Below are 20,009 nucleotides of genomic sequence, written 5' to 3'. Positions count from 1 at the left end.
GGACGCACCATGTCTATCTATCTGAACAAGGACTCCAAGGTCATCGTCCAGGGCATCACCGGCGGCGAGGGCACCAAGCACACCGCCCTGATGCTCAAGGCTGGCACCAACATTGTGGGCGGCGTCAATGCCCGCAAGGCTGGCACCACCGTCCTGCACGGCGATGCTGAAATCAACGTCTATGGCACGGTCAAGGAAGCCATGGCTGAAACCGGCGCCGACGTCTCCATCGTCTTCGTGCCGCCGGCTTTCACCAAGAATGCCGTCGTTGAAGCCATCGAGGCCGGCATCGGCCTGGTGGTTGTCATCACCGAAGGCGTGCCGGTCCAGGATTCCGCCGAGTTCTGGGCACTGGCCCAGTCCACGGTTGACGCCGACGGCAAGCAGGTCACCCGGATCATCGGACCCAACTGCCCCGGCATCATCACCCCGGGCGAAGCCCTGGTAGGCATCACCCCGAACAACATCACGGGCAAGGGCCCCATCGGACTGGTTTCCAAGTCCGGTACCCTGACCTACCAGATGATGTACGAACTGCGTGATCTCGGCTTCTCCACCGCCATCGGCATCGGCGGCGACCCCGTCATCGGCACCACGCACATCGACGCCCTGGCTGCGTTCGAAGCTGATCCCGAGACCAAGGCGATCGTCATGATCGGCGAAATCGGTGGCGACGCTGAAGAGCGCGCTGCGGAGTTCATCAAGGCCAACGTCACCAAGCCGGTTGTCGGCTACGTGGCCGGCTTCACCGCTCCCGAAGGCAAGACCATGGGCCACGCCGGCGCGATCGTCTCCGGTTCCGCTGGAACCGCCCAGGCCAAGAAGGAAGCCCTCGAGGCTGCAGGCGTCAAGGTCGGCAAGACGCCGTCCGAGACCGCCACGCTGCTGCGCGAAGTTTTCGCAGCCCTCTAAGCACTTTCTATAGCAACGCGGGCTCACTCCCGGCGCTTTCCCACTGCTGGGTTGGGCCGAAAGTGACCCCGCGTTGCTATTTAAGTACGACGACGGATGGTCACCTTCCAAGGGAAGGTGACCATCCGCCGTCGTACTTTTGCGTCCTAGACCTTGGCGCTTGAGAGCAACTCATCGAGCCGCTCATAGCCTTCAGTCATGCCGCCCTCCATTCCTGACTGCGCCATGCCGTCCCGCGCTTCCAGGCTGGGATAGACCGAGTGGCCGCGGAGCCTGCACCTGCCGTTGCCGAGGTCCTCGAAGGTCATGTATTCCAGGCTCACGACGTCCGGGTAGCCGCCGAATTCGAACGTCTGCAGGGCGAACTCGTTCTCCCGAACGGTGTGGAACACCCCCGTGAACTCGTAAGCCACGCCGTCGTGCCCGGTGTGGATGTACCGGTAGCTCCCGCCGCTGCGGAAATCGTAGTGGTCCATCTCCATCTTCAGCCCGCGCGGGCCCAGCCACTGGGAGATCAGGTCCGGTTCCTTGTGGGCGCGGAAGACATCCGCCACGGGGAAGTCGAACTCACGCTCGTAGTCAATGAAGGGGAGGCCTTCAGGGACCGAAAGCTTCAGGGAATTGGTCATTGTACTTCCTTTGCCTTGGCGCCGCTTTGCCCGGCGCTGGATTGAAGCACGGCCTCCAGGCTGCGGAACTGCCCCTCGCGGACCAGCCGGTACTGGTCGATCCACGCTGTGAGCGCCTCAAGCCGTGCGGGATTCAGGTGGACGGGCCGGCGCTGGGCTTCCCGTGTTCGGGTAACGAGCCCTGCCTGCTCAAGGACCTGGATGTGCTTCGAGACCGCCTGTTTGGTGATCGCGAAGGGTTCCGCCAATTCGTTGACTGTGGCCTGCCCCCGGCTGAGCCGGGCGATGATCCGGCGCCGCACGGGATCGGCCAGGGCCATAAAGGCCGAGTCCAGGGTGCCGTCGTCGGGGTTCATGTGCTGCGGGCCTTTCTACTCCATCAACCTTCCATAATCAATTAATTCATTGATCAACATGTTGATTGAATAAGAATATTCCCGCCAGACGTTCCCGGTCAAGGAGTTTTTGTCCAGATAATGGCCTGTTCCACGTGGCTTGCGCACATTATCTGGACAAAAATTCGAGGGTGGGTGGTGCCCGGTCGATCGCGTGAAGCCGCGGACCTGCCTCCCGGCTGTCAAAGCCGGTCTGACTAGGCTGGGGGGATGAATAACCGATACCTGGTGTCCCGTGAGCGATTCATCCCCGCGGCACCGGCAGAGATCTTTGACGTGCTGGCCACGCCGGCGCTGCACAGCGTGATCGACGGCTCCGGCACCGTCAAAGGTGCCCAGCCGCGCGGCCCGGAGCGGCTGGACCTCGGGGCCCGGTTCGGCATGGAGATGAACATGGCCGTGGACTACAAGATCCTGAACACTGTCTGCGAGTTTGAGGAGGGCCGGCGCATCGCGTGGCGCCATTTCTACGGCCACGTCTGGCGGTACATCCTGGAACCCGCCACCGACGGCGCCGGCAACGCCGGGACGAAGGTCACCGAACAGTGGGATGCCAGGGCAGTCCGGGGCAAGTTCTTCCTCCGGCTGGCAGGCTACCTGCGCCGCCACCCGGCCAGCATCGAGGAGACCCTGCTCAGGCTGGACCGGCACCTGACGGGCGCCGACGGAACAGCACGCTAGGTCCGGGGGCATGAACCCTTCCGGCGGCCTGGCCCCCAGCCCGCGCACCCTTGAAGTCGAAAGCCTTGACAGCTTCGACCGGCTCATTGCGGCAGGGGCCGTGGCCATGCGTGGCTGGCACGCCCAGTCCCTCGACCTGCGCGGCCGGAAGGCCGCCCTGGAGGCACTGGCCGTGGAGGGCGCCATTTTCCTCGGCTGCACCTTCGACCCCGGAGTGGAGGACGGGCTCCGGCACCGCGGCGCACTGATCTTCCCCAGGCTGGCCGGTGTGCCGTTCGATCCGTACCGGGCCCGGCTGTACACACCGCAGGAACTTTACGCGGGGCTGGAATCGGCGCCTTATGAGGACCTTCCGGATGCCTGCATCTATCAATGGAGCATCCGCGCCGGCCAGCGGCACCGGCTGGACGCCACCCTTGCCTCTGCGCTTCACGACCATGCCATCGGTGACGCCCTTGATGAGTTCAGGAACTCAGACCTCTGCGCAGGCCGGACCGCCGTGGGGGTCATGGGCGGACACGCGGCTCAACGGGGCACCGAGGAATTCGCGCAGGCCGCCCTTCTGGGCCGGCTCCTCGCCCAATCCGGACGGCTGGTGGCCACAGGCGGTGGCCCCGGCGCCATGGAAGCCGCCAACCTGGGCGCCTACCTCAGCCACACCCCGGACAGTGACTTCGACCAGGCGCTCGCAGCCCTGCAGTCCGTCCCGGGGTTCCGGCCCTCAGTGTCCGCGTGGGCACGCGAGGCGGCCGCCGTCGTCGAACGCCATCCGGACGGGACGCCGTCGCTGGGAATCCCGACGTGGTTCTACGGACATGAGCCGCCCAACTATTTCGCCACCCACATTGCCAAGTACTTCGCCAACGCCATCCGAGAAGCGATCCTGCTGGAACTCTGCGACGGCGGCATCATCTTCCTGCCGGGAGCGGCGGGCACGGTGCAGGAAATCTTCCAGGACGCGTGCGAGAACTACTACGGCGCCCGTGAAGCGGTCACACCGATGGTGCTGGTGGGCAGGCGGCACTGGGAAGAAGAACTGCCAGCGTGGCCCATGCTCCAGAAACTTGCGGCAGGGCGGGCCATGGCGGACCGGATTTTCCTGGTGGACAGCGTGGCCGAAGCACTCGCGGTGCTTGACAGGGCAGGGACGGGCGGATGAGCGCCCGTTAGCCCACCACGGTGCCGAAGGCGAGGCCCAGTACGTAGGTCACGGCGGCGGCGGCCAGGCCGATGGCCAACTGGCGCAGGCCGCGGGTAAGGGGCGACGTCCCGGAGAGCAGGCCAACGATTCCGCCGGTCACCAGCAGGGCCAGTCCCACGAGCACGCCGGCGATCACCAGGGCGGCAACTCCGGTCAGGCCGAACAGGAAGGGCAGGATGGGGATCACAGCGCCGGAGGCAAAGAAGCAGAAACTGGACAGCGCCGCACCCCATGCAGTGCCCACTGCTTCGTGCTGGTCTTCCGGCTCCGGCAGTTCGGGCCGGAGGGACAGGCTGGGATCGCAGTCGCAGCCGAGCAGGCCCATGCGTTCGGCCACGCGGTGCTCGGCGGCTTCGTGGGTCATCCCGCGCGCCAGGTAGACGAGCAGGAGTTCGTTGTGTTCGATGTCCAGTTTCGGCGCCACGGCGAGGGTGATCTGGGTGGGCTTGGTGGCCGCCAGCAGTTCACGCTGGGAGCGCACGGAAACAAACTCGCCCGCGGCCATGGACATAGCACCGGCCAGGAGGCCCGCCACGCCGCTGAGGAGCACCACGCTGCTGGCCACGCCGGAGGCGGCCATGCCCATCACCAGTGACAGGTTGCTGACCAGGCCGTCGTTGGCGCCGAAGACAGCCGCCCGGAAGGTGCCAGCCAGGCGGTTGCGGCCACGGGTTGCCAGGCCACGGACCACTTCCTCGTGGATCTGTTCGTCCGCGGCCATGGCGTCGGTGGCGTTGGGATCCATGGCGTAGGGGGAGCGGCCTTCGGCGCGCTGGGCCAGGGCCAGGACAAAGACGGAACCGAAATGGCGGGCGAGGAAACCCAGGAACTGGCTGCGGAGCGACGCGGGCCGGGACTTTTGTGCCTGTTCACCGAGGAGCTTGAGCCAGTGGGCCTCGTGCCGTCCTTCGGCTTCGGCAAGGGCCAGCAGGATCTCGCGTTCTTCGCCTTCGCGGTTTTGCGCGAGATGCCGGTAGACGGCGGCCTCTGCGCGCTCGTCCGCCAAGTACTGGCGCCACCTGCGAATGTCGGCCGGTGTGGGCTGGGCGCGGAGGCATGTTTCCGCGGGCTGGGCTTGGCTTGAATTGGCGTGCGGCGACACGGGGGCTCCTGTGCTGGATGGGGCATGGTTCGGCCCCATTGCACAGCCAGCCTACCGCGTATTTCCGTGGATTTTCGGCTGGCAGGCCTCACTGCATAGTTTCGGTTTCCCTTAAATCCATCCACTTCGGCCATGCCCCCGGGCCGCTGCACTGGCCCTTGACCGGGCTGCCGGGCGGTGCTCTGATGAAGGAGTGGAGCGCGCCCGCGCCCACCGAAAAGAGCACGTCAGGCGATCAAACGGAGGTTGGATCATGAATACCACCGGACAGCACCCGGACATGCCGCACCTCGATGCCGTTGAATCGGATCCGGCGTACGACTACGCCGACGATGTCCCCGCTAGCGAGGACAACTGGGACGCAGAGGACGAATTCCTGGACGGCGAAGAGGCCGTTGTCCCGACGACCCCGGTGGAAGCCGATGCCGAGGAGCGCGTGGTTCCCGTGGACGATGACGAATTCCGCGAAACCGAGTAGAAACGGACGACGGCGGCGCTTCCGGTTCCGGGAAAGCGAACGGAAGTGCCGCCGTCGTGCTCTGCCCTTCGGTGATCCTTGCTGACGATCGCGAGTGACGTATGAGGCAAGGATGGACGCGCCATCTTGTTGTTGAAGGGCGTCCCGCGGCTTCGCGCTTGCTGCTGGCTATTAGGATTGCCCCAGAGATGGGGCCGGACCGCCGGCCATGAAAGGTCCGCACATGAAGGCACTGCCAGTAGAGCCGAGCAACATTCCGGTTGCCATCGGGTCCAGAATCCGTGCCGCCCGGCAGTCACAGCGGCTGACCATCGAACAGGTGGCCGATGCGACCGGCCTGACCAAGGGTTTCCTGAGCCGTGTGGAGCGGGACCTCACGTCGCCGTCGGTCGCCTCGCTGGTGACCCTGTGCCAGGTTCTGTCCATCTCCATCGGTGACCTGTTTGCTGCCCCCGAAACACACCTGACCAAGCGGAATGACGGACCCCGGATCTCGCTGGGGGGCGAAGGCATTGTGGAGCGGCTGCTGACCGCGCGTTCCGAGCGCCGCATCCAGATCATCCAAGCCGTCATTGAGCCCCACGGCCGGGGCGAGGCCGAGCTTTACGCTGTGGACTGCGACGTGGATGTGCTCCATGTGATCAAGGGCCGCATCCGGTTGATCCTGACCAATGAGGAATACGAACTCGGTACCGGCGACACCGTGACCTTCCCCGGACGGGAACCCCATACGTGGGTCAATCCCACTGACGAACCCGTCGAGGTTCTCTGGGTCCTCGTCCCGGCCGCGAGCCGGTAGCACTGCTGTCCACGTGAACTGTTGAGTACATATTGTAAACATCTGGTGCGCATAAGGAAACTTGAGGCTATGATGGCTGTCACAACTGCGGATCAATCCTCGAAGGAGAGGCTCACTGTGAGAGAGCTGCGCATCGAAGCCAACGGCAACCTTGGCCCCATTGATTCTGCTCGCATCCCGCGCTACGCGGGAGCCGCCACTTATGCCCGCCTGCCGCGCCTGGACCAGGTGGCCAAGGCTGACGTAACCGTGGTGGGCGTGCCCTTCGATTCCGGCGTTTCGTACCGGCCCGGCGCCCGGTTCGGCGCCAACCATGTCCGGGAAGCCAGCCGCCTGCTGCGGCCCTACAACCCGGCCTGGGACGTCAGCCCGTTCGAGAACGTGCAGGTGGCGGACGCCGGCGACATGGCGGTGAACCCGTTCAACATCAACGAAGCCATCGAAACCATCCAGCAGAACGCCCTGGACCTCACTGCTGCCGGCAGCAAAATGGTGACCCTCGGTGGTGACCACACCATCGCACTGCCGCTGCTGCGCGCGGCAGCCGAACGCGCCGGCGGCCCCGTCGCGATGCTGCACTTCGATGCCCACCTGGACACCTGGGACACGTACTTCGGCGCCGAATACACGCACGGCACCCCGTTCCGCCGCGCCGTGGAGGAGGGCATCCTGGACACCGAAGCGATCAGCCACATCGGCACCCGCGGTCCGCTCTATGGCAAGAAGGATCTCGACGACGACCATCGCTTCGGGTTCGGCATTGTCACCTCCGCCGACGTCTACTACCAGGGCGTGCTGGAAACGGTGGCCAAGGTCCGCGACCGGATCGGCAACCGCCCGCTGTACATCTCCGTGGACATCGACGTCCTGGACCCCGCCCATGCGCCCGGCACCGGAACCCCTGAAGCCGGCGGCATCACCAGCCGCGAACTCCTGGAGATTATCCGCCGCCTCCGCGGCATGAACCTCGTGGGCGCGGACGTCGTCGAAGTTGCCCCCGCCTACGACCACGCCGAAATCACCGGCGTGGCAGCCAGCCACCTGGCCTATGAACTGGTCACCCTGATGGCGGACAATGCTGTTGAAGGCGACCGCCTCGGGGCAGCCACCGGCTACGCAGCCCAGGCGCTCGGCCAGGAAGTCCGCCAGCCGGCCGGTTTCGCCGCCGGAATCAAGGAGCAGGCAAGATGATCGATTTCGATCCTGGCGCAGCAGTTGCCACTGCAGGGGACGCCAAGCGGACCAGCCAGCGTAACGGGGGGGACCTCGTCGTCGAGACGCTTGAAGCACTCGGCGCCAAGACTGTCTTCGGCATTCCTGGCCAGCACGCACTGGGCCTTTTTGACGCCATGGGCCGCGGCAACCTGCGCTTTGTCTCGTCGCGGGTGGAGAACAACTCAGCCTTCGCCGCGGACGGGTATTCCCGCGCCACCGGGGAAGTGGGAGTGCTGTTCCTGTCCACCGGGCCGGGCGCGCTGACGTCCCTGGCCGGCCTGCAGGAGGCCTACGCAACGGGGGTGCCCATGGTGGTGGTGGCCAGCCAGATCCCCCTCGAAGGGCTCGGCGCCCGCCGCAAGGGCATGCTGCACCAGCTCGATGACCAGAAGGCCTCGGCCGCAAACGTCACCAAGAGCCAGCGCCTGATCCAGCACGCCTCCGGCATCCCGTCGGCCATCCAGGACGCCTGGACCGAGGCGATCTCCTCGCCGCAGGGTCCCGTGTGGCTGGAAATCCCGCAGAACGTGCTGCTGGATCCCATCATGGTCCCCCCGGTGGAGGATGCGCTCGCCGAGGCTGCAGACAATCCGCCGCGGGTGGAGCTGGTCCGCGAAGCCGTGAAATGGCTGTCGACGGCGGAGCGTCCAGCCATCATCGCCGGCGGCGGTACGCGCCGGGGCCGGGCCGAGAAGTCGCTGCTCTCGATTGCCGAAAAGCTGCGGGCGCCGGTCATCTGCACGCCGGGCGGCAACGGAGCGTTTCCCTGGAACCATGAGCTGTCGCTGCAGTCCTGGATCGAGGACCGCTTCATGACGGACGTGCTGGAAGATGCCGATGTCCTGATTGTGATCGGCTCGTCCCTGGGCGAAGTCACCTCCAATTACTTCACCTTCGAACCGCGCGGCCGGATCATCCAGATTGATGCCGAACCGCGTGTGCTTGAATCAAACCGCCCAGGCCTGGGCATCCGCGCCGACGCCGGCCAGGCGCTCGCCGCCCTCGACGAAGCGCTGGTGGTTGAACCCGAAACCCAGCCCAACTGGCACGGCACCACCCCCGAAGCGGTGGTCAAGGAGTCCCTTGCCAGGGTGGGCGCCCGGCTGGAATCGCAGGACCTGGCCAAGGAACTGAAGTTCATGGCCGACATCCGCGAAGCCGTTCCGGCGGACATGCAGACCTTCTGGGACATGACCATCTCGGCGTACTGGGGCTGGAGCTGCTGGGATGCGCGCCAGGGCCAGTTCCACTCCGCCCAGGGCGCCGGCGGCCTGGGCTACGGTTTCCCGGCAGCCATCGGCGGCGCCGTGGGGCTGGAAATGCTGGGCAGGCCCGCTAGTTCGTCGCGGGTACTCGCGGTATCAGGGGACGGTTCGTCCATGTACTCCATCTCCGAACTCGCCACCGCCAAGCAGCACAACATCCCGGTCACCTGGCTGATCGTGGACGACGGCGGCTACGGCATCCTGCGCGAATACATGGTAGGCGCGTTCGGCAAGGCCACGGCCACCGAGCTCGCCCGGCCGGACTTCGTCAAGCTCGCGGAAGCGTTCGGCGTGCCGGCCACGCGCGTGGCCCCCGAAGATGTGGGGGACGCGCTCAGGGCTGGTTTCGCCGCCGACGGACCCAACGTCGTCGTCGTCGAAACCCTGCTCAAGATGTTCGGCCCTACCCACCTGGGCGACTAAACCACCTGGACAGCAAAAAAAATCCGCTCCGCGGCAGCGCAGAACAACTCCTGAGGCCCCCTTTCCGTAAGGATCGGGGGCCTCACTTGCCTCCTTAGTTTCCCTAAGCAACCATTTAAGATATAGTTGCTTCAGGCAACAACTGAGGAGATTCCCATCATGGCACTTGCGCCGGACACCGCTGCGGACCTGGTCTACCGCATCTTTGACCTCCAGAGGGTGGTCCGCTGCGTTGCCGCGGCGAGCTTCCGCGGACAGGACACCGGGGTAGCGCTGCAGGGGGTACTCAGGTATGTGGGGGAGGGGGAATCCCGCGCTACGCACCTCGCGGAGCGGCTCGGGGTCGGCGCCCCCGTCCTCAGCCGCCACATAGCGGACCTTGAAGAGCAGGGCTATGTCATCCGGCGGCAGGATCCCAAGGACGGCCGGGCCCAATTGGTTGCCTTGTCACCTGCGGGCGTGGAGAAGCTGCGCCAGATCGAAGAGGACCGCACGGAAACCCTGCAGCACTATCTCAGCGACTGGAGCCAGGAAGACGCCGCAGACGCAGCACGGAGCCTGGGCAAACTTTCCGATTCCCTCAAACAATCAGCCCGGGCAGCGACGGCCGGACCCATCATCACCGCGAACCTTTAGGAGCACTGATATGTCCAGCCAGCCAACCGCCGCACCACCCGTGGCAATGACCCACCGCCAGATCATGGAAGCCCTCACCGGACTCCTGGCGGCGTTTTTTACCGCCATCCTGAGCAGTACCATCGTGGCCAACGCGCTGCCCACCATCATGTCCGATCTGCACGGCACCCAGACGGACTTCGCCTGGGTGATCACGGCCGCTTTGCTGGCCAACGCCGTCACCACACCCATCTGGGGCAAACTGTCTGATCTCTTCAACAAGAAGCTCCTGGTCCAGTTGAGCATTGTCATCTTCGTGGCCGGTTCGGTGATGGCCGGGCTTTCCGAGACCATCCCACTGCTGCTCACTGCCCGCGTGATCCAGGGTGTCGCCATGGGTGGGCTCACCGCGTTGGCACAGTCCATCATCGGCACCATGATCCCGCCCCGCGACCGCGGCAAATACTCCGGCTACATGGGAGCCGTGATGGCTGTTGGCACTGCCGGCGGACCTCTGCTCGGCGGATTCATTGTGGACAGCCCGCTGGGCTGGCGCTGGACGTTCTTCGTCTGCGTGCCGCTCGCCGTCGTCGCGCTGATCCTGCTCCAGGTCACCCTCAAGATCCAGCACATCAAACGCCCTGCCAAGATCGACTGGCTCGGCTCCATCCTGCTGACCTCCGGCGTCAGCCTCCTGCTGATCTGGGTTTCGTTCGCTGGCAACCCCGCCTACTACGACTGGGTCTCCTGGCAATCGGCCGCCATGGTGGGCGGCGGCGTTGTGCTGCTGGCCCTCCTGGTACTGGTTGAATCCAAAGTAGAGCAGCCCATCATCCCGCTGAAGATCATCTCCGAACGCACCACCGCGCTGGCCATCCTCGCCTCCGTTGCAGTGGGCATCGCGATGTTCGGCTCCACCACTTTCCTGGGCCAGTACTTCCAGGTGGCCCGCGGCGCCACCCCCACCGAGGCAGGGCTCCTCACCCTGCCGATGATTGCCGGCAACCTGACCGGCTCCGTAGTTTCGGGGCTCCTGATCAGCCGCACCGGCAAATGGAAGGGCTACCTGATCGGTGGTTCCATCCTGCTGATCGGCGGGTTGGGCCTTGCAGGAACCATGGACCACACCACCGAACTGTGGCAGGCCGGGATCTTCACGGCCATCCTGGGCCTGGGACTGGGCATGTTGATGCAGAACCTGGTGCTGGCTGTCCAGAATACGGTCCGCGCCTCGGACATCGGAACGGCCAGCGCGTCTGTGGCCTTCTTCCGGTCGGTTGGCGGGGCGATCGGCGTCGCCGTTCTCGGCGCTGTGCTCAGCAGCCGGGTCACCGAACTCGCGACGCAGGGTCTGGCGGCGGCCGGCATCCCGGTGTCGGGCGGCGCTGGCGGGGCCAGCATGGACCTCGTCGACATGCCGGCACCGGTCCGCGAAATCATGCGCGCCGCCTACGGTGATGCCACCGCCGAGATCTTCCTGATCTCCGCCGGCGTGGCAGTGGTGGCACTGCTTTCGGTCCTGTTCATCAAGGAACGCCCGCTGCGGAGCACGGTGGACATCCAGCCGGAGGTCCAGCCGGACAGCCAATCGGAAGTCCAGCCGGACGCAAACGCAGAACGTACGACGCCGGAACTTACCTCCGTGAACCGCTGACCTGGGCGGCAACCACCTGAGCGGCAACTCCCGAGTGCTGACCCCCTCGGCTGCTTGAGGCCCTGCAAACAGGGCCTCAAGCAGCCGTTAAGGGAGATGCGCGGGGCAAAGACGGCCCAGTACTCCGGTGGGATGATTTTTCCCGCAGATGTTTCGCCCGGGCAACGGATTTTGTAGAGTAGACAGGCTAAGAAATGTCAGCCTCTGCTGCTACTACTTATCCCACCATTTCGCGCTCTTTCCCTAAAGGATCCGTGGGCATGCTTCTCACCCTCATACGGCGCTACTCCAAGCCGTATACGCCGTACATCGTGGCCGTCATTGTTTTCCAGCTGGCGTCCACCATCGCAGCTCTTTACCTGCCCAGCCTTAACGCCCAGATCATCGATGAAGGTGTTTCCCGCGGAGACACGGACTTCATCTGGCGCACCGGCTCCGTGATGCTCCTGGTAGCTATTGGGCAGGTGGGCGCCGCCATCGCCGGCGTCTACTACGGTTCCAAAACGGCCATGGCTGTGGGCCGCGACCTCCGGCGCGGGGTGTTCCGCAAGGTCACCAGTTTCTCCGCCAGGGACGTCAACATTTTCGGTGCTCCCACGCTCATCACCCGCGGCACAAACGATGTGCAGCAGGTCCAGATGCTGGTGCTGATGGGCCTCAACTTTATGGTGGCCACCCCCATCATGTGCATTGGCGGCATCATCATGGCGCTGCGCGAGGACCTCAACCTGTCGTGGCTGGTCTGGGTCTCCGTGCCCGTGCTGATCCTGGTGGTGGGCTACCTGGTGGTCCGGCTGATGCCCCTCTTCCGCACCATGCAGAAGAAGATTGACCGCATCAACGCCGTGCTGCGCGAGCAGATCATCGGCATCAGGGTGGTGCGCGCCTTCGTCCGCGAACCCTTTGAGACCGACCGTTTTGGTGTTGCCAACAAGGACCTGACTGATGTTTCCCTGAAGATCGGGGCCCTGTTTGTCCTGATGTTCCCTGCGATCGGCATGATCCTGCACATCTCCACGGCCGCAGTCCTGTGGTTCGGCGGCCAGCGCGTGGATTCGGGCGAGATGCAGGTAGGGGCCCTGACTGCCTTCCTGCAGTACCTGCTGCAGATCCTGATGGCGGTCATGATGGGCACATTCATGGCCATGATGATCCCGCGCGCCTCAGTCTGCGCGGACCGCATCGGTGAAGTGCTCGACGTCGAACCCTCCATCCACGATCCCGAACATCCCGAAACGCCGGCCACGCTGGCCGGTGTGGTGGAGTACCGGAACGTCACCTTTGCCTACCCCGGTGCCGAATCACCGGTGCTGAGCAACATCAGCTTCACCGCCAGGCCGGGCGAGACGGTGGCCATCATCGGCTCCACCGGCGCAGGCAAGACGTCGCTGCTGTCCCTGCTGCCCCGCCTCTACGACATCGCCGAGGGCGAGGTGCTGCTGGACGGCGTCTCCGTCAGCAACCTGGACCGGGCCGAGATCACCAAACGCGTGGCCCTGGTCCCGCAGCGGCCGTACCTTTTCTCCGGCACCATCGAGCACAACCTGCGCTTCGGCAAGACCGGAGCCACGGATGAGGAACTCTGGGACGCGCTGCACATCGCCCAGGGCGAAGACTTTGTCCGCGAGAAGAAAAACGGCCTGAACTCCCGCATCGCACAGGGCGGCACCAACGTCTCCGGCGGCCAGAGACAGCGGCTCTGCATCGCCCGCGCCCTGGTCACCAAACCCAAGGTGTACCTCTTCGACGATTCGTTCTCGGCACTGGATGTGGCCACGGACGCCAGGCTCCGCGCCGCGCTGAAGCGGACCACCGCAGACGCCACCGTGATCATCGTGGCCCAGCGAATCTCCACCATCACCGAGGCGGACCAGATCCTGGTGCTGGACAACGGCCGGATTGTTGACCGCGGAACGCATGAGGAACTCCTGGAAACATCCCCCACCTACCAGGAAATTGTTGAATCCCAGCTGAGCGTGGAGGAAATGGCATGAGTGCCGCCAAGAATGTCTCAACGGGCACTGCCCCCGAAACTACCGGGACTACCGAGACAACTGCCACCGCAACAGGCACCGCAACCCCCGAGGAACTCCTGGAGGAGGACGAATCGTTCGAGGAGGAATACAAGCCCTCCGAGGCCGACGGTGACATGTTCGGCGGCGTGCCCGCCAAGAAAGCCGAACACTTCTGGCCGTCCGCCAAGCGACTGCTGGGCCTGTTGAAGCCCGAAGCCGCCGGCATCTACGCCGTGGTGGCCCTGGTGGTGGTCTCCGTGGTCCTGAACGTCATCGCGCCCAAGATCCTGGGCCAGGCCATGGACTTGATCTTCGGCGGGGTAGTGGGTAAGCAGCTCCCCGCAGGCGCAAGCAAGGAACAGTTCGTTGAGGGGCTGCGCCAGCAGGGGCAGGACAACTTCGCGGACATGGTGTCGCGGATGGAGCTTGTTCCCGGCACGGGCATTAACTTCCAGAGACTCTCGGTGCTGATTGCCATCGTGCTGCTGATGTACTTCGTGGCCAACATCTTCCTGTGGCTGCAGGGCTACGTGCTGAACCGCATCGTGATGAAGGTGATCCGCAGGCTCCGCGACGACACAGAAAAGAAGCTGAACCGGCTCCCGCTGAACTACTTCGACACCCGCCAGCGCGGCGACGTCCTCTCCCGGGTGACGAACGACGTCGACAACGTCCAGCAGGCCCTGCAGCAGGCCTTCGCGCAGCTGATCAGCTCCCTCCTGACCGTCATCGGCATTGTCATCATGATGTTCATCGTCTCCTGGCAGCTCGCGCTTATCGCCCTGATTGCGCTTCCTCTTTCCGGTGTGGCCGCCGGCATCATCGGCTCCCGCAGCCAGAAGCTCTTTGCCGCCCAGTGGAAAAACACCGGCGCACTCAACGGCCAGATTGAGGAATCCTTCTCCGGCCACGACCTGGTGCGAGTCTTCGGCCGTGACGCCGACATGCTGGAACGATTCGAAGAACGCAACGAGGCCCTGTACAAGGCCAGCTTCGGCGCCCAGTTTGTTTCGGGCATGATCTTTCCGGTCATGCAGTTCGTCTCCTACCTCAGCTACGTGGGTATCGCAGTGCTGGGCGGCCTCCGGGTGGCCTCGGGCTCGATGTCGCTCGGCGACGCCACCGCGTTCATCCAGTACTCACGCGAGTTCACGCAGCCGCTGGGGCAGATGGCCGGCATGGCCAATATGCTGCAGTCCGGCGTTGCCTCCTCCGAGCGCGTCTTCGAGTTCCTCGACGCCGACGAGCAGGACCCCGAGACCGCCACCGATCACCTGCCGGCCCAGACCGACGGGCACGTGGAGTTCCAAAACGTCACCTTCAGCTACACCGAAGACAAAAGGCTGATCGAAAATCTGTCCTTCACGGCCGAGCCCGGGCACACCGTGGCGATCGTCGGTCCCACGGGTGCCGGCAAGACCACCCTGGTCAACCTGGTAATGCGTTTCTACGAGCTTAATTCAGGGTCCATCACCCTGGACGGTGTGGACGTCACCAAGCTGAGCCGCTCCGAGCTGAGGTCCAAAGTGGGCATGGTGCTCCAGGACGCCTGGCTGTTCGGTGGTTCCATTTACGACAACATCCGGTACGGGAACCTGGACGCCACGGAAGAGCAGGTCTTGGCGGCGGCGAAGGCCACATTCGTGGACCGCTTTGTGCGCGCACTGCCGGATGGCTACGAGACAGTGATCGATGAGGAGGGCAACAACGTCAGCGCTGGTGAAAAGCAGCTCATCACCATCGCCCGCGCGTTTGTGGCCAACCCGTCACTGCTCATCCTGGATGAGGCCACCAGCTCCGTGGATACGCGCACGGAGCTGCTGGTCCAGAAGGCCATGGCGGCGCTGCGGACGGACCGCACAAGCTTTGTGATCGCCCACCGGCTTTCCACCATCCGGGACGCCGACACCATCCTGGTAATGGAGGACGGCCAGATCGTGGAGCAGGGCAACCACAAGACATTGCTGGCCGCCGAAGGTGCGTATTACCGGCTGTACATGTCCCAGTTCGCAGGTTCCGACGTGGGGGAAACCGTTGTGGACGATTCGACGGCGGTACACAGCTGAGCGCGCAGGGCGCCGGGGCCGACGGCCACGGCACAGCAGCAGTTCCCCTGACCGCAGGCAGTCAGAGCAACTCCGAGCCCCGGCGCATCGAGGTTCTGGTCCCGATGCGTTGGGGGGACATGGACGCCTACGGGCACATCAACAACGTCCAGATTGTCCGGATGCTGGAGGAGGCGCGGATCGCGGCGTTCGGGCCGCCACGGGGCACCGGCCTGCCCGGGATCGAACCTGAAGTGGCCCTCTTCAACGCGGTGCCCGAGGGAACCCTGGCGCTGGTGGTGGACCACAAGATCCGCTACGTGAAGACCCTCGAATACCGCAACGTCCCGGCCGTGGTCCAGGTCTGGATCGGTGCAGTGAAGGGCGCCAGCTTCGACATTCACTATGTGGTGCAGGACCCGGTCACCCGGGAGGACTGCGTGCGCGCCAGCAGCCATTTGGCGTTTGTGGACGAGGCGTCCGGGCGTATTCTGCGCCTGACCCCGGAGCAAAAGGGGCGGATGGCGCCTTTCACCTTTTGAGCTGGGTAGATTTCCCCCACACCAACACCCTGCACACATACCCTGAATCCGTTGCGCGGGCAGGGCGCACACCGGAGACTGGGACTGACGACTAAGGAGCTTAAGCATGCCCAAGAAAACCAAAAAGACCTGGAAGGAAATGTCACCGGCGGCACGGGCAAGTTTCGTGGCCATCGGAATCGCGCAGGGATCGCTGATGCTGGCCGCCCAGCGGGACATCAGCAAGCGCCCGGCGGACCAGATCAACGGGCCAAAGGCGGCCTGGCGGATGGCCGCGCTGATCAATTTCATCGGACCCATCGGCTACTTCGTTCTGGGGCGCAAGCGGCCTGAAGCCATGACATAGGGCTTCACGGCCGCCTCCCCGCGTGCTGGGACCGTGGAGCACTAGCTCAGCTTGAGCCTGTAAATTTGAAGCCATGACCCCTGCCCCGAAGACTGCAATGCACCGCGCCCTCGGAGTCTCGAAGGAGATCGAGGACGCGGCATGGTTTGTGCTGGGACCGGGTCTGCAGGGTAAGCCCTCGGCCCTGGACAGCCGCACCCTGACCTGGACGGCGGAGGCCGCAGCCGAGCTGCTGGAGCGCCTGGAGCGGGGAGTGGCGGACGCCAAGGCTCCCATGATGACTAACCTCCGGCAGAACCTCGAGGATGCGTCGCGCGAAGCTAAACAGCTCGCAGTCGAACTGCTCTTCCTGCAGTCGCTGCCTCTGGCCCACGAGGTCAAGTCGCTCAAGGTCAAGCGTGCCCGCGTGGCTGAAGCCGCGTCCTGGTTGGAGCCTGAACTGGGACTGCCCGAGGAACTCTACAAGGGCATGACGGACCACGGCGTGATCAGGGACCGCACCGCCGAATTCAACTGGACCATCTGGGACCACCTCAAATGGCTCTGCCGGTTTGTGCAGCATGTGGACCAGCAGATTCCGGCCGCAATCACCAAGGCACTGAAGGACCCGCTGAAGTTCCACGAGCTGGCCATAGGCACCCCGGACGACCAGCCTGCCATCCGCCGCAGCATCGAGTACCTCGCCTGGCCCAGCTACTTCGAACCGGTGGTGGCCGACGTCGAACGCCGCGAAATCCGTGACGCGTTTGCTTCCCTGGTGGGCGGCGCCAACGGGGATTCGGACGAGGACATCACTGCGGACATCCAGCGGATCCGCCAGCACCTGGACGAACAGGCCGGCCAGCGCATCGACTGGTACGCCCGCCAGCTGGTCAGCCAGTGGCGCAAAGTCGGGGACCCCGGCCGTCGGGCCTGGCTGCCGCGGACCCACAGCGACAACGCCGAGCTCCTCACCGCGTGGCAGGACGAGGGAAAGGTGACGCTCGACGTGGAACATCTCCGCCACCTCGAGCCAGGCGTGACTGCCGGGCTGGTGCAGCACGCGGTGGACGAGGACTACAAACACCTGGGCTATGTGGAGCGGGAGGACACCAAGACCGCGGTCTTCGCCTTCCTGACGGTCATGAAGCCGGGTGACCTTGTCCTGTACCAGAACTCGGGCACGGTGCGGCTGGGCGTGATTCTGGGCGAGCCAGAGCACAACGAGGACAACCGGCAAATGCGGCGCAAGGTTCGCTGGCTCGACGACGAGGGCCACGCCACGGCCGACCTGCCCCGTCACGTCCAGCGCCAGCTGGCCACGGCCGGGATCATCGTGGATGTCACCAAAGTGGTGCAGGCGCTCCAGGCGCTCGTCCCGGGCGAGGCGGAACCGGACGACGACGACCCCGCCACGGCCGCCGTCGAAGTCGTCCCTGTGCCGGAGGGCTTCCGCCCGCTGAGCCGCGGCTTCGCGGATTCGCTGCACATGGACCTCGAACCGCTGCAGGAGATCGCGGAACTGTTGGCGGAGAACCGCCAACTGGTTCTCTATGGTCCGCCCGGAACCGGTAAGACGTACCTGGCCAAGCACCTTGCGGCGGAGCTCGCGCAGGACAGTACCGACGAGCGGGTGAAGCTGGTGCAGTTCCACCCGTCGTACGCCTACGAGGACTTTTTCGAAGGCTACCGGCCGGACAAGACGGACGAGGGGCAGGTGTCCTTCAAGCTCGTGGCGGGACCGTTGCGCCGCCTGGCTGAGGAAGCCGCGAAGGCCGGCAACGAAAAGAAGCCCTACTTCCTCATCATCGACGAGATGAACCGCGCCAACCTGGCCAAGGTGTTTGGCGAGCTGTACTTCCTGCTGGAGTACCGCGATGACCGGATCTACCTGCAGTACAGCCCCAACGAGCCGTTCACGCTGCCGGACAACCTGTACATCATCGGCACCATGAACACTGCTGACCGGTCCATCGCCATGATGGATGCCGCCATCCGCCGCCGGTTCGCCTTCATCGAACTGCATCCGCAGACCGAACCTGTGAAGGGCACGCTGCTGCGGTTCCTGCAGGCGCGGCAGCTGGACACCACGCCGGCGTTGCTGCTCGATGCGCTGAACGCCGCCATTGACGAGTGGGACCGGGACCTGATGATCGGCCCGTCGTACTTCATGAAGCCCGCTGCCCAGACACCGGCCGGGCTCCGCCGGATCTGGAAGTACGAGCTCATGCCGCTGCTCGAAGAGCAATACCACGGCCAATTGACGCGGGCGCAACTGGAGGAACGGTTCGGGCTGGAGCCGCTGCTGGGACGCTTTGCTGCCGGCTAAGGGATCGCCGGCTAGGCGGTTCCCGGCTCAGCCGGGATTAGGTGGGCGGCTGGGGGAAGTTGAACCCGCGCCGGCTCAGCAGTTGCCAGCCAAGCACCAGTCAGCCAGGCGCTTGCCAGCGAAGCCCGTGCAGGCGCCGGTGCACGGCGGCCGGGCAAAGGGCACAAAACACCTGGTCCTCGACGAGCTGTCCGGCCGCGTTGTGGACCGGCTCGACGCTGCCAGCGCGGCTTTCCTGAACGCCAGCGGCCTGGCCAAGGCCTCGCCCATGGGCATGGGCCTCTACCGGATCGAGCCCGTGGGCAAAGTGGGGTCAGTCCGCACTGCCACCATGCAGCTGGACGTCCGGCCAAAGGACCGGCTGGGGTTGAGCCGGCTGCTCTTCCTCCTCAGCTACGCCGGCAACCAGGGTTTCCTGCCTGATTCAGTGGCGGCGGCCGAGGACTGCGAACTCTGGAGCGCGCTGGCGGAGTCCCTGGCCCAGTTGGCGGAGCGTGCCCTGGGCCGTGGTGTGCTTCAGGGCTACCGGACCGTGGATGAGTCCCTCCGCACCGTCAAAGGCCGCATCCGGATCTCGGACCAGATTTCCCGCCGCCCCGGCATGCTGGTGCCACTGGAAGTGTCGTACGACGGGTTCACCGAGGACATCGCCGAAAACCGGATCCTGCGCGCGGCGTTGGAGCACATGGGCCAGGTCCCGCGCGTCCGCCCTGAGGTGCTGAGCCGCCTGCGCCAGCTCAAGGGAAAGCTCGACGCCGTCACCCGCCTTCCGGCTGGTGCGCCGCTGCCGCCGTGGACACCGAACAGGATGAACGTCCGCTACCACTCGGTGCTGCGCCTCGCCGGGCTGATCCTACGGAACGCGTCCGCCGAGGCCGGCCACGGCAAGCAGCACACGGCATCGTTCGTGGTGGACATGGCGCAGGTGTTTGGGGACTTCGTGGGCGCGGCGCTCCGAGAGGCCATGGCGGCGTATCCGGGGGAGATGCGGCTCCATTACAACGCGCTCCTCAGCGAGGCCGTTCACGACACCGACAGGCTCTCGGTGCGCCCGGATGCCGTGCACCTGCTGGGCGGACGCCCTGTAGTGGTCTACAACGCCAAATACAAGGCCGCCACGGACCTGGGAGCGTCCCTGACCGCAGACCACTATCAGATGCTCGCCCACTGTACGGCCCTCGGTGTGCCCACCGCCTGGCTCATCTATGCAGGAGCCGGGGAGGTGAAGTTGCGGCGGATACTCAACACAGACATCGACATTGTGGAGTTTCCGCTGGATCTGTCCCTGCCGCCGGCGGACATTCTTGCTGCAGTGGCGGAGCTGGCGCGGCAGTCTTGGGGAGAATTAGTCCGGACGGGCCGCCCGGGAGACTAGACCCCCGGT

18 protein-coding genes are annotated in these 20,009 nt (G+C 65.0%); 15 read left to right on the top strand and 3 right to left on the bottom strand.

Features of this window, described 5'->3' with window-relative positions; genetic code table 11:
• Positions 1-9 precede the first annotated feature (9 nt).
• A complete protein-coding gene (gene sucD / locus ABIB27_RS13250) occupies positions 10-912 on the top strand; it encodes a succinate--CoA ligase subunit alpha (RefSeq protein WP_354216177.1) in 903 nt (300 codons plus the stop codon).
• Between the two features lie 146 nt (positions 913-1,058).
• Here the strand turns inward: sucD and ABIB27_RS13245 are convergent, their stop codons facing one another.
• Both ABIB27_RS13245 and ABIB27_RS13240 read right to left on the bottom strand, forming a co-directional pair.
• Entirely contained in the window at positions 1,059-1,541 is a 483-nt protein-coding gene (locus ABIB27_RS13245; RefSeq protein WP_354216176.1) for an SRPBCC family protein, read from the bottom strand.
• Positions 1,538-1,897, bottom strand: coding sequence for an ArsR/SmtB family transcription factor (locus ABIB27_RS13240; protein ID WP_354216175.1), 360 nt, complete (start codon positions 1,895-1,897; stop codon positions 1,538-1,540). Before ABIB27_RS13240 ends, ABIB27_RS13245 begins: the two co-directional genes overlap by 4 nt.
• A gap of 249 nt (positions 1,898-2,146) precedes the next feature.
• Between ABIB27_RS13240 and ABIB27_RS13235 the strand changes: the two genes are divergently transcribed.
• Positions 2,147-2,617 (top strand): SRPBCC family protein, encoded by a 471-nt coding sequence (locus ABIB27_RS13235; protein ID WP_354216174.1) that lies wholly within the window; start codon positions 2,147-2,149, stop codon positions 2,615-2,617.
• Between the two features lie 10 nt (positions 2,618-2,627).
• Positions 2,628-3,776, top strand: a complete 1,149-nt coding sequence (locus tag ABIB27_RS13230) for an LOG family protein (RefSeq protein ID WP_354254029.1) — start codon at positions 2,628-2,630, stop codon at positions 3,774-3,776.
• Positions 3,777-3,783: 7 nt separating this feature from the next.
• Here ABIB27_RS13230 and ABIB27_RS13225 read toward each other — a convergent pair whose 3' ends face one another.
• Positions 3,784-4,920, bottom strand: coding sequence for a VIT1/CCC1 transporter family protein (locus ABIB27_RS13225; protein WP_354254027.1), 1,137 nt, complete (start codon positions 4,918-4,920; stop codon positions 3,784-3,786).
• A gap of 253 nt (positions 4,921-5,173) precedes the next feature.
• Here ABIB27_RS13225 and ABIB27_RS13220 point away from each other — a divergent pair, with 253 nt between their 5' ends.
• The 12 genes from ABIB27_RS13220 (at position 5,174) to ABIB27_RS13165 (ending at position 20,000) form a co-directional block, all read left to right on the top strand.
• Entirely contained in the window at positions 5,174-5,398 is a 225-nt protein-coding gene (locus tag ABIB27_RS13220) for a hypothetical protein (RefSeq protein ID WP_354216171.1), read from the top strand.
• 223 nt (positions 5,399-5,621) lie between these two features.
• Positions 5,622-6,197 (top strand): helix-turn-helix domain-containing protein, encoded by a 576-nt coding sequence (locus tag ABIB27_RS13215; RefSeq protein ID WP_354254025.1) that lies wholly within the window; start codon positions 5,622-5,624, stop codon positions 6,195-6,197.
• 117 nt (positions 6,198-6,314) lie between these two features.
• Entirely contained in the window at positions 6,315-7,388 is a 1,074-nt protein-coding gene (gene speB / locus ABIB27_RS13210; RefSeq protein WP_354254023.1) for an agmatinase, read from the top strand.
• Positions 7,385-9,100: a thiamine pyrophosphate-binding protein gene (locus ABIB27_RS13205; RefSeq protein ID WP_354254021.1), complete on the top strand. Its 1,716-nt coding sequence runs from the start codon at positions 7,385-7,387 to the stop codon at positions 9,098-9,100. The genes speB and ABIB27_RS13205 overlap by 4 nt, the downstream gene beginning before the upstream one ends.
• A 159-nt stretch (positions 9,101-9,259) precedes the next feature.
• A complete protein-coding gene (locus tag ABIB27_RS13200) occupies positions 9,260-9,736 on the top strand; it encodes a MarR family winged helix-turn-helix transcriptional regulator (RefSeq protein WP_354254020.1) in 477 nt (158 codons plus the stop codon).
• Positions 9,737-9,746: 10 nt separating this feature from the next.
• Entirely contained in the window at positions 9,747-11,369 is a 1,623-nt protein-coding gene (locus ABIB27_RS13195; RefSeq protein ID WP_354254018.1) for an MFS transporter, read from the top strand.
• A 260-nt stretch (positions 11,370-11,629) separates the two neighbouring features.
• The gene (locus ABIB27_RS13190) at positions 11,630-13,363 is read left to right on the top strand and encodes an ABC transporter ATP-binding protein (protein WP_354254016.1); all 1,734 of its coding nucleotides are present in this window, start codon (positions 11,630-11,632) and stop codon (positions 13,361-13,363) included.
• A 155-nt stretch (positions 13,364-13,518) separates the two neighbouring features.
• Positions 13,519-15,450 (top strand): ABC transporter ATP-binding protein, encoded by a 1,932-nt coding sequence (locus tag ABIB27_RS13185; protein ID WP_354216246.1) that lies wholly within the window; start codon positions 13,519-13,521, stop codon positions 15,448-15,450.
• A gap of 104 nt (positions 15,451-15,554) precedes the next feature.
• Positions 15,555-15,971, top strand: a complete 417-nt coding sequence (locus ABIB27_RS13180) for an acyl-CoA thioesterase (RefSeq protein WP_354254014.1) — start codon at positions 15,555-15,557, stop codon at positions 15,969-15,971.
• Positions 15,972-16,077: 106 nt separating this feature from the next.
• Positions 16,078-16,317 (top strand): PLD nuclease N-terminal domain-containing protein, encoded by a 240-nt coding sequence (locus tag ABIB27_RS13175; protein ID WP_354216163.1) that lies wholly within the window; start codon positions 16,078-16,080, stop codon positions 16,315-16,317.
• Between the two features lie 73 nt (positions 16,318-16,390).
• Positions 16,391-18,625 (top strand): McrB family protein, encoded by a 2,235-nt coding sequence (locus tag ABIB27_RS13170; RefSeq protein WP_354254012.1) that lies wholly within the window; start codon positions 16,391-16,393, stop codon positions 18,623-18,625.
• Positions 18,626-18,737: 112 nt separating this feature from the next.
• A complete protein-coding gene (locus tag ABIB27_RS13165) occupies positions 18,738-20,000 on the top strand; it encodes a 5-methylcytosine restriction system specificity protein McrC (protein ID WP_354254010.1) in 1,263 nt (420 codons plus the stop codon).
• The last annotated feature ends 9 nt before the right edge of the window (positions 20,001-20,009 follow it).

It is taken from the genome of Arthrobacter sp. UYEF21 (genome assembly GCF_040546085.1).
GTDB lineage: Bacteria > Actinomycetota > Actinomycetes > Actinomycetales > Micrococcaceae > Arthrobacter.
Note: the sequence above shows the minus strand (reverse complement) of the source record. Positions and strands in the feature narration are given on the sequence as shown.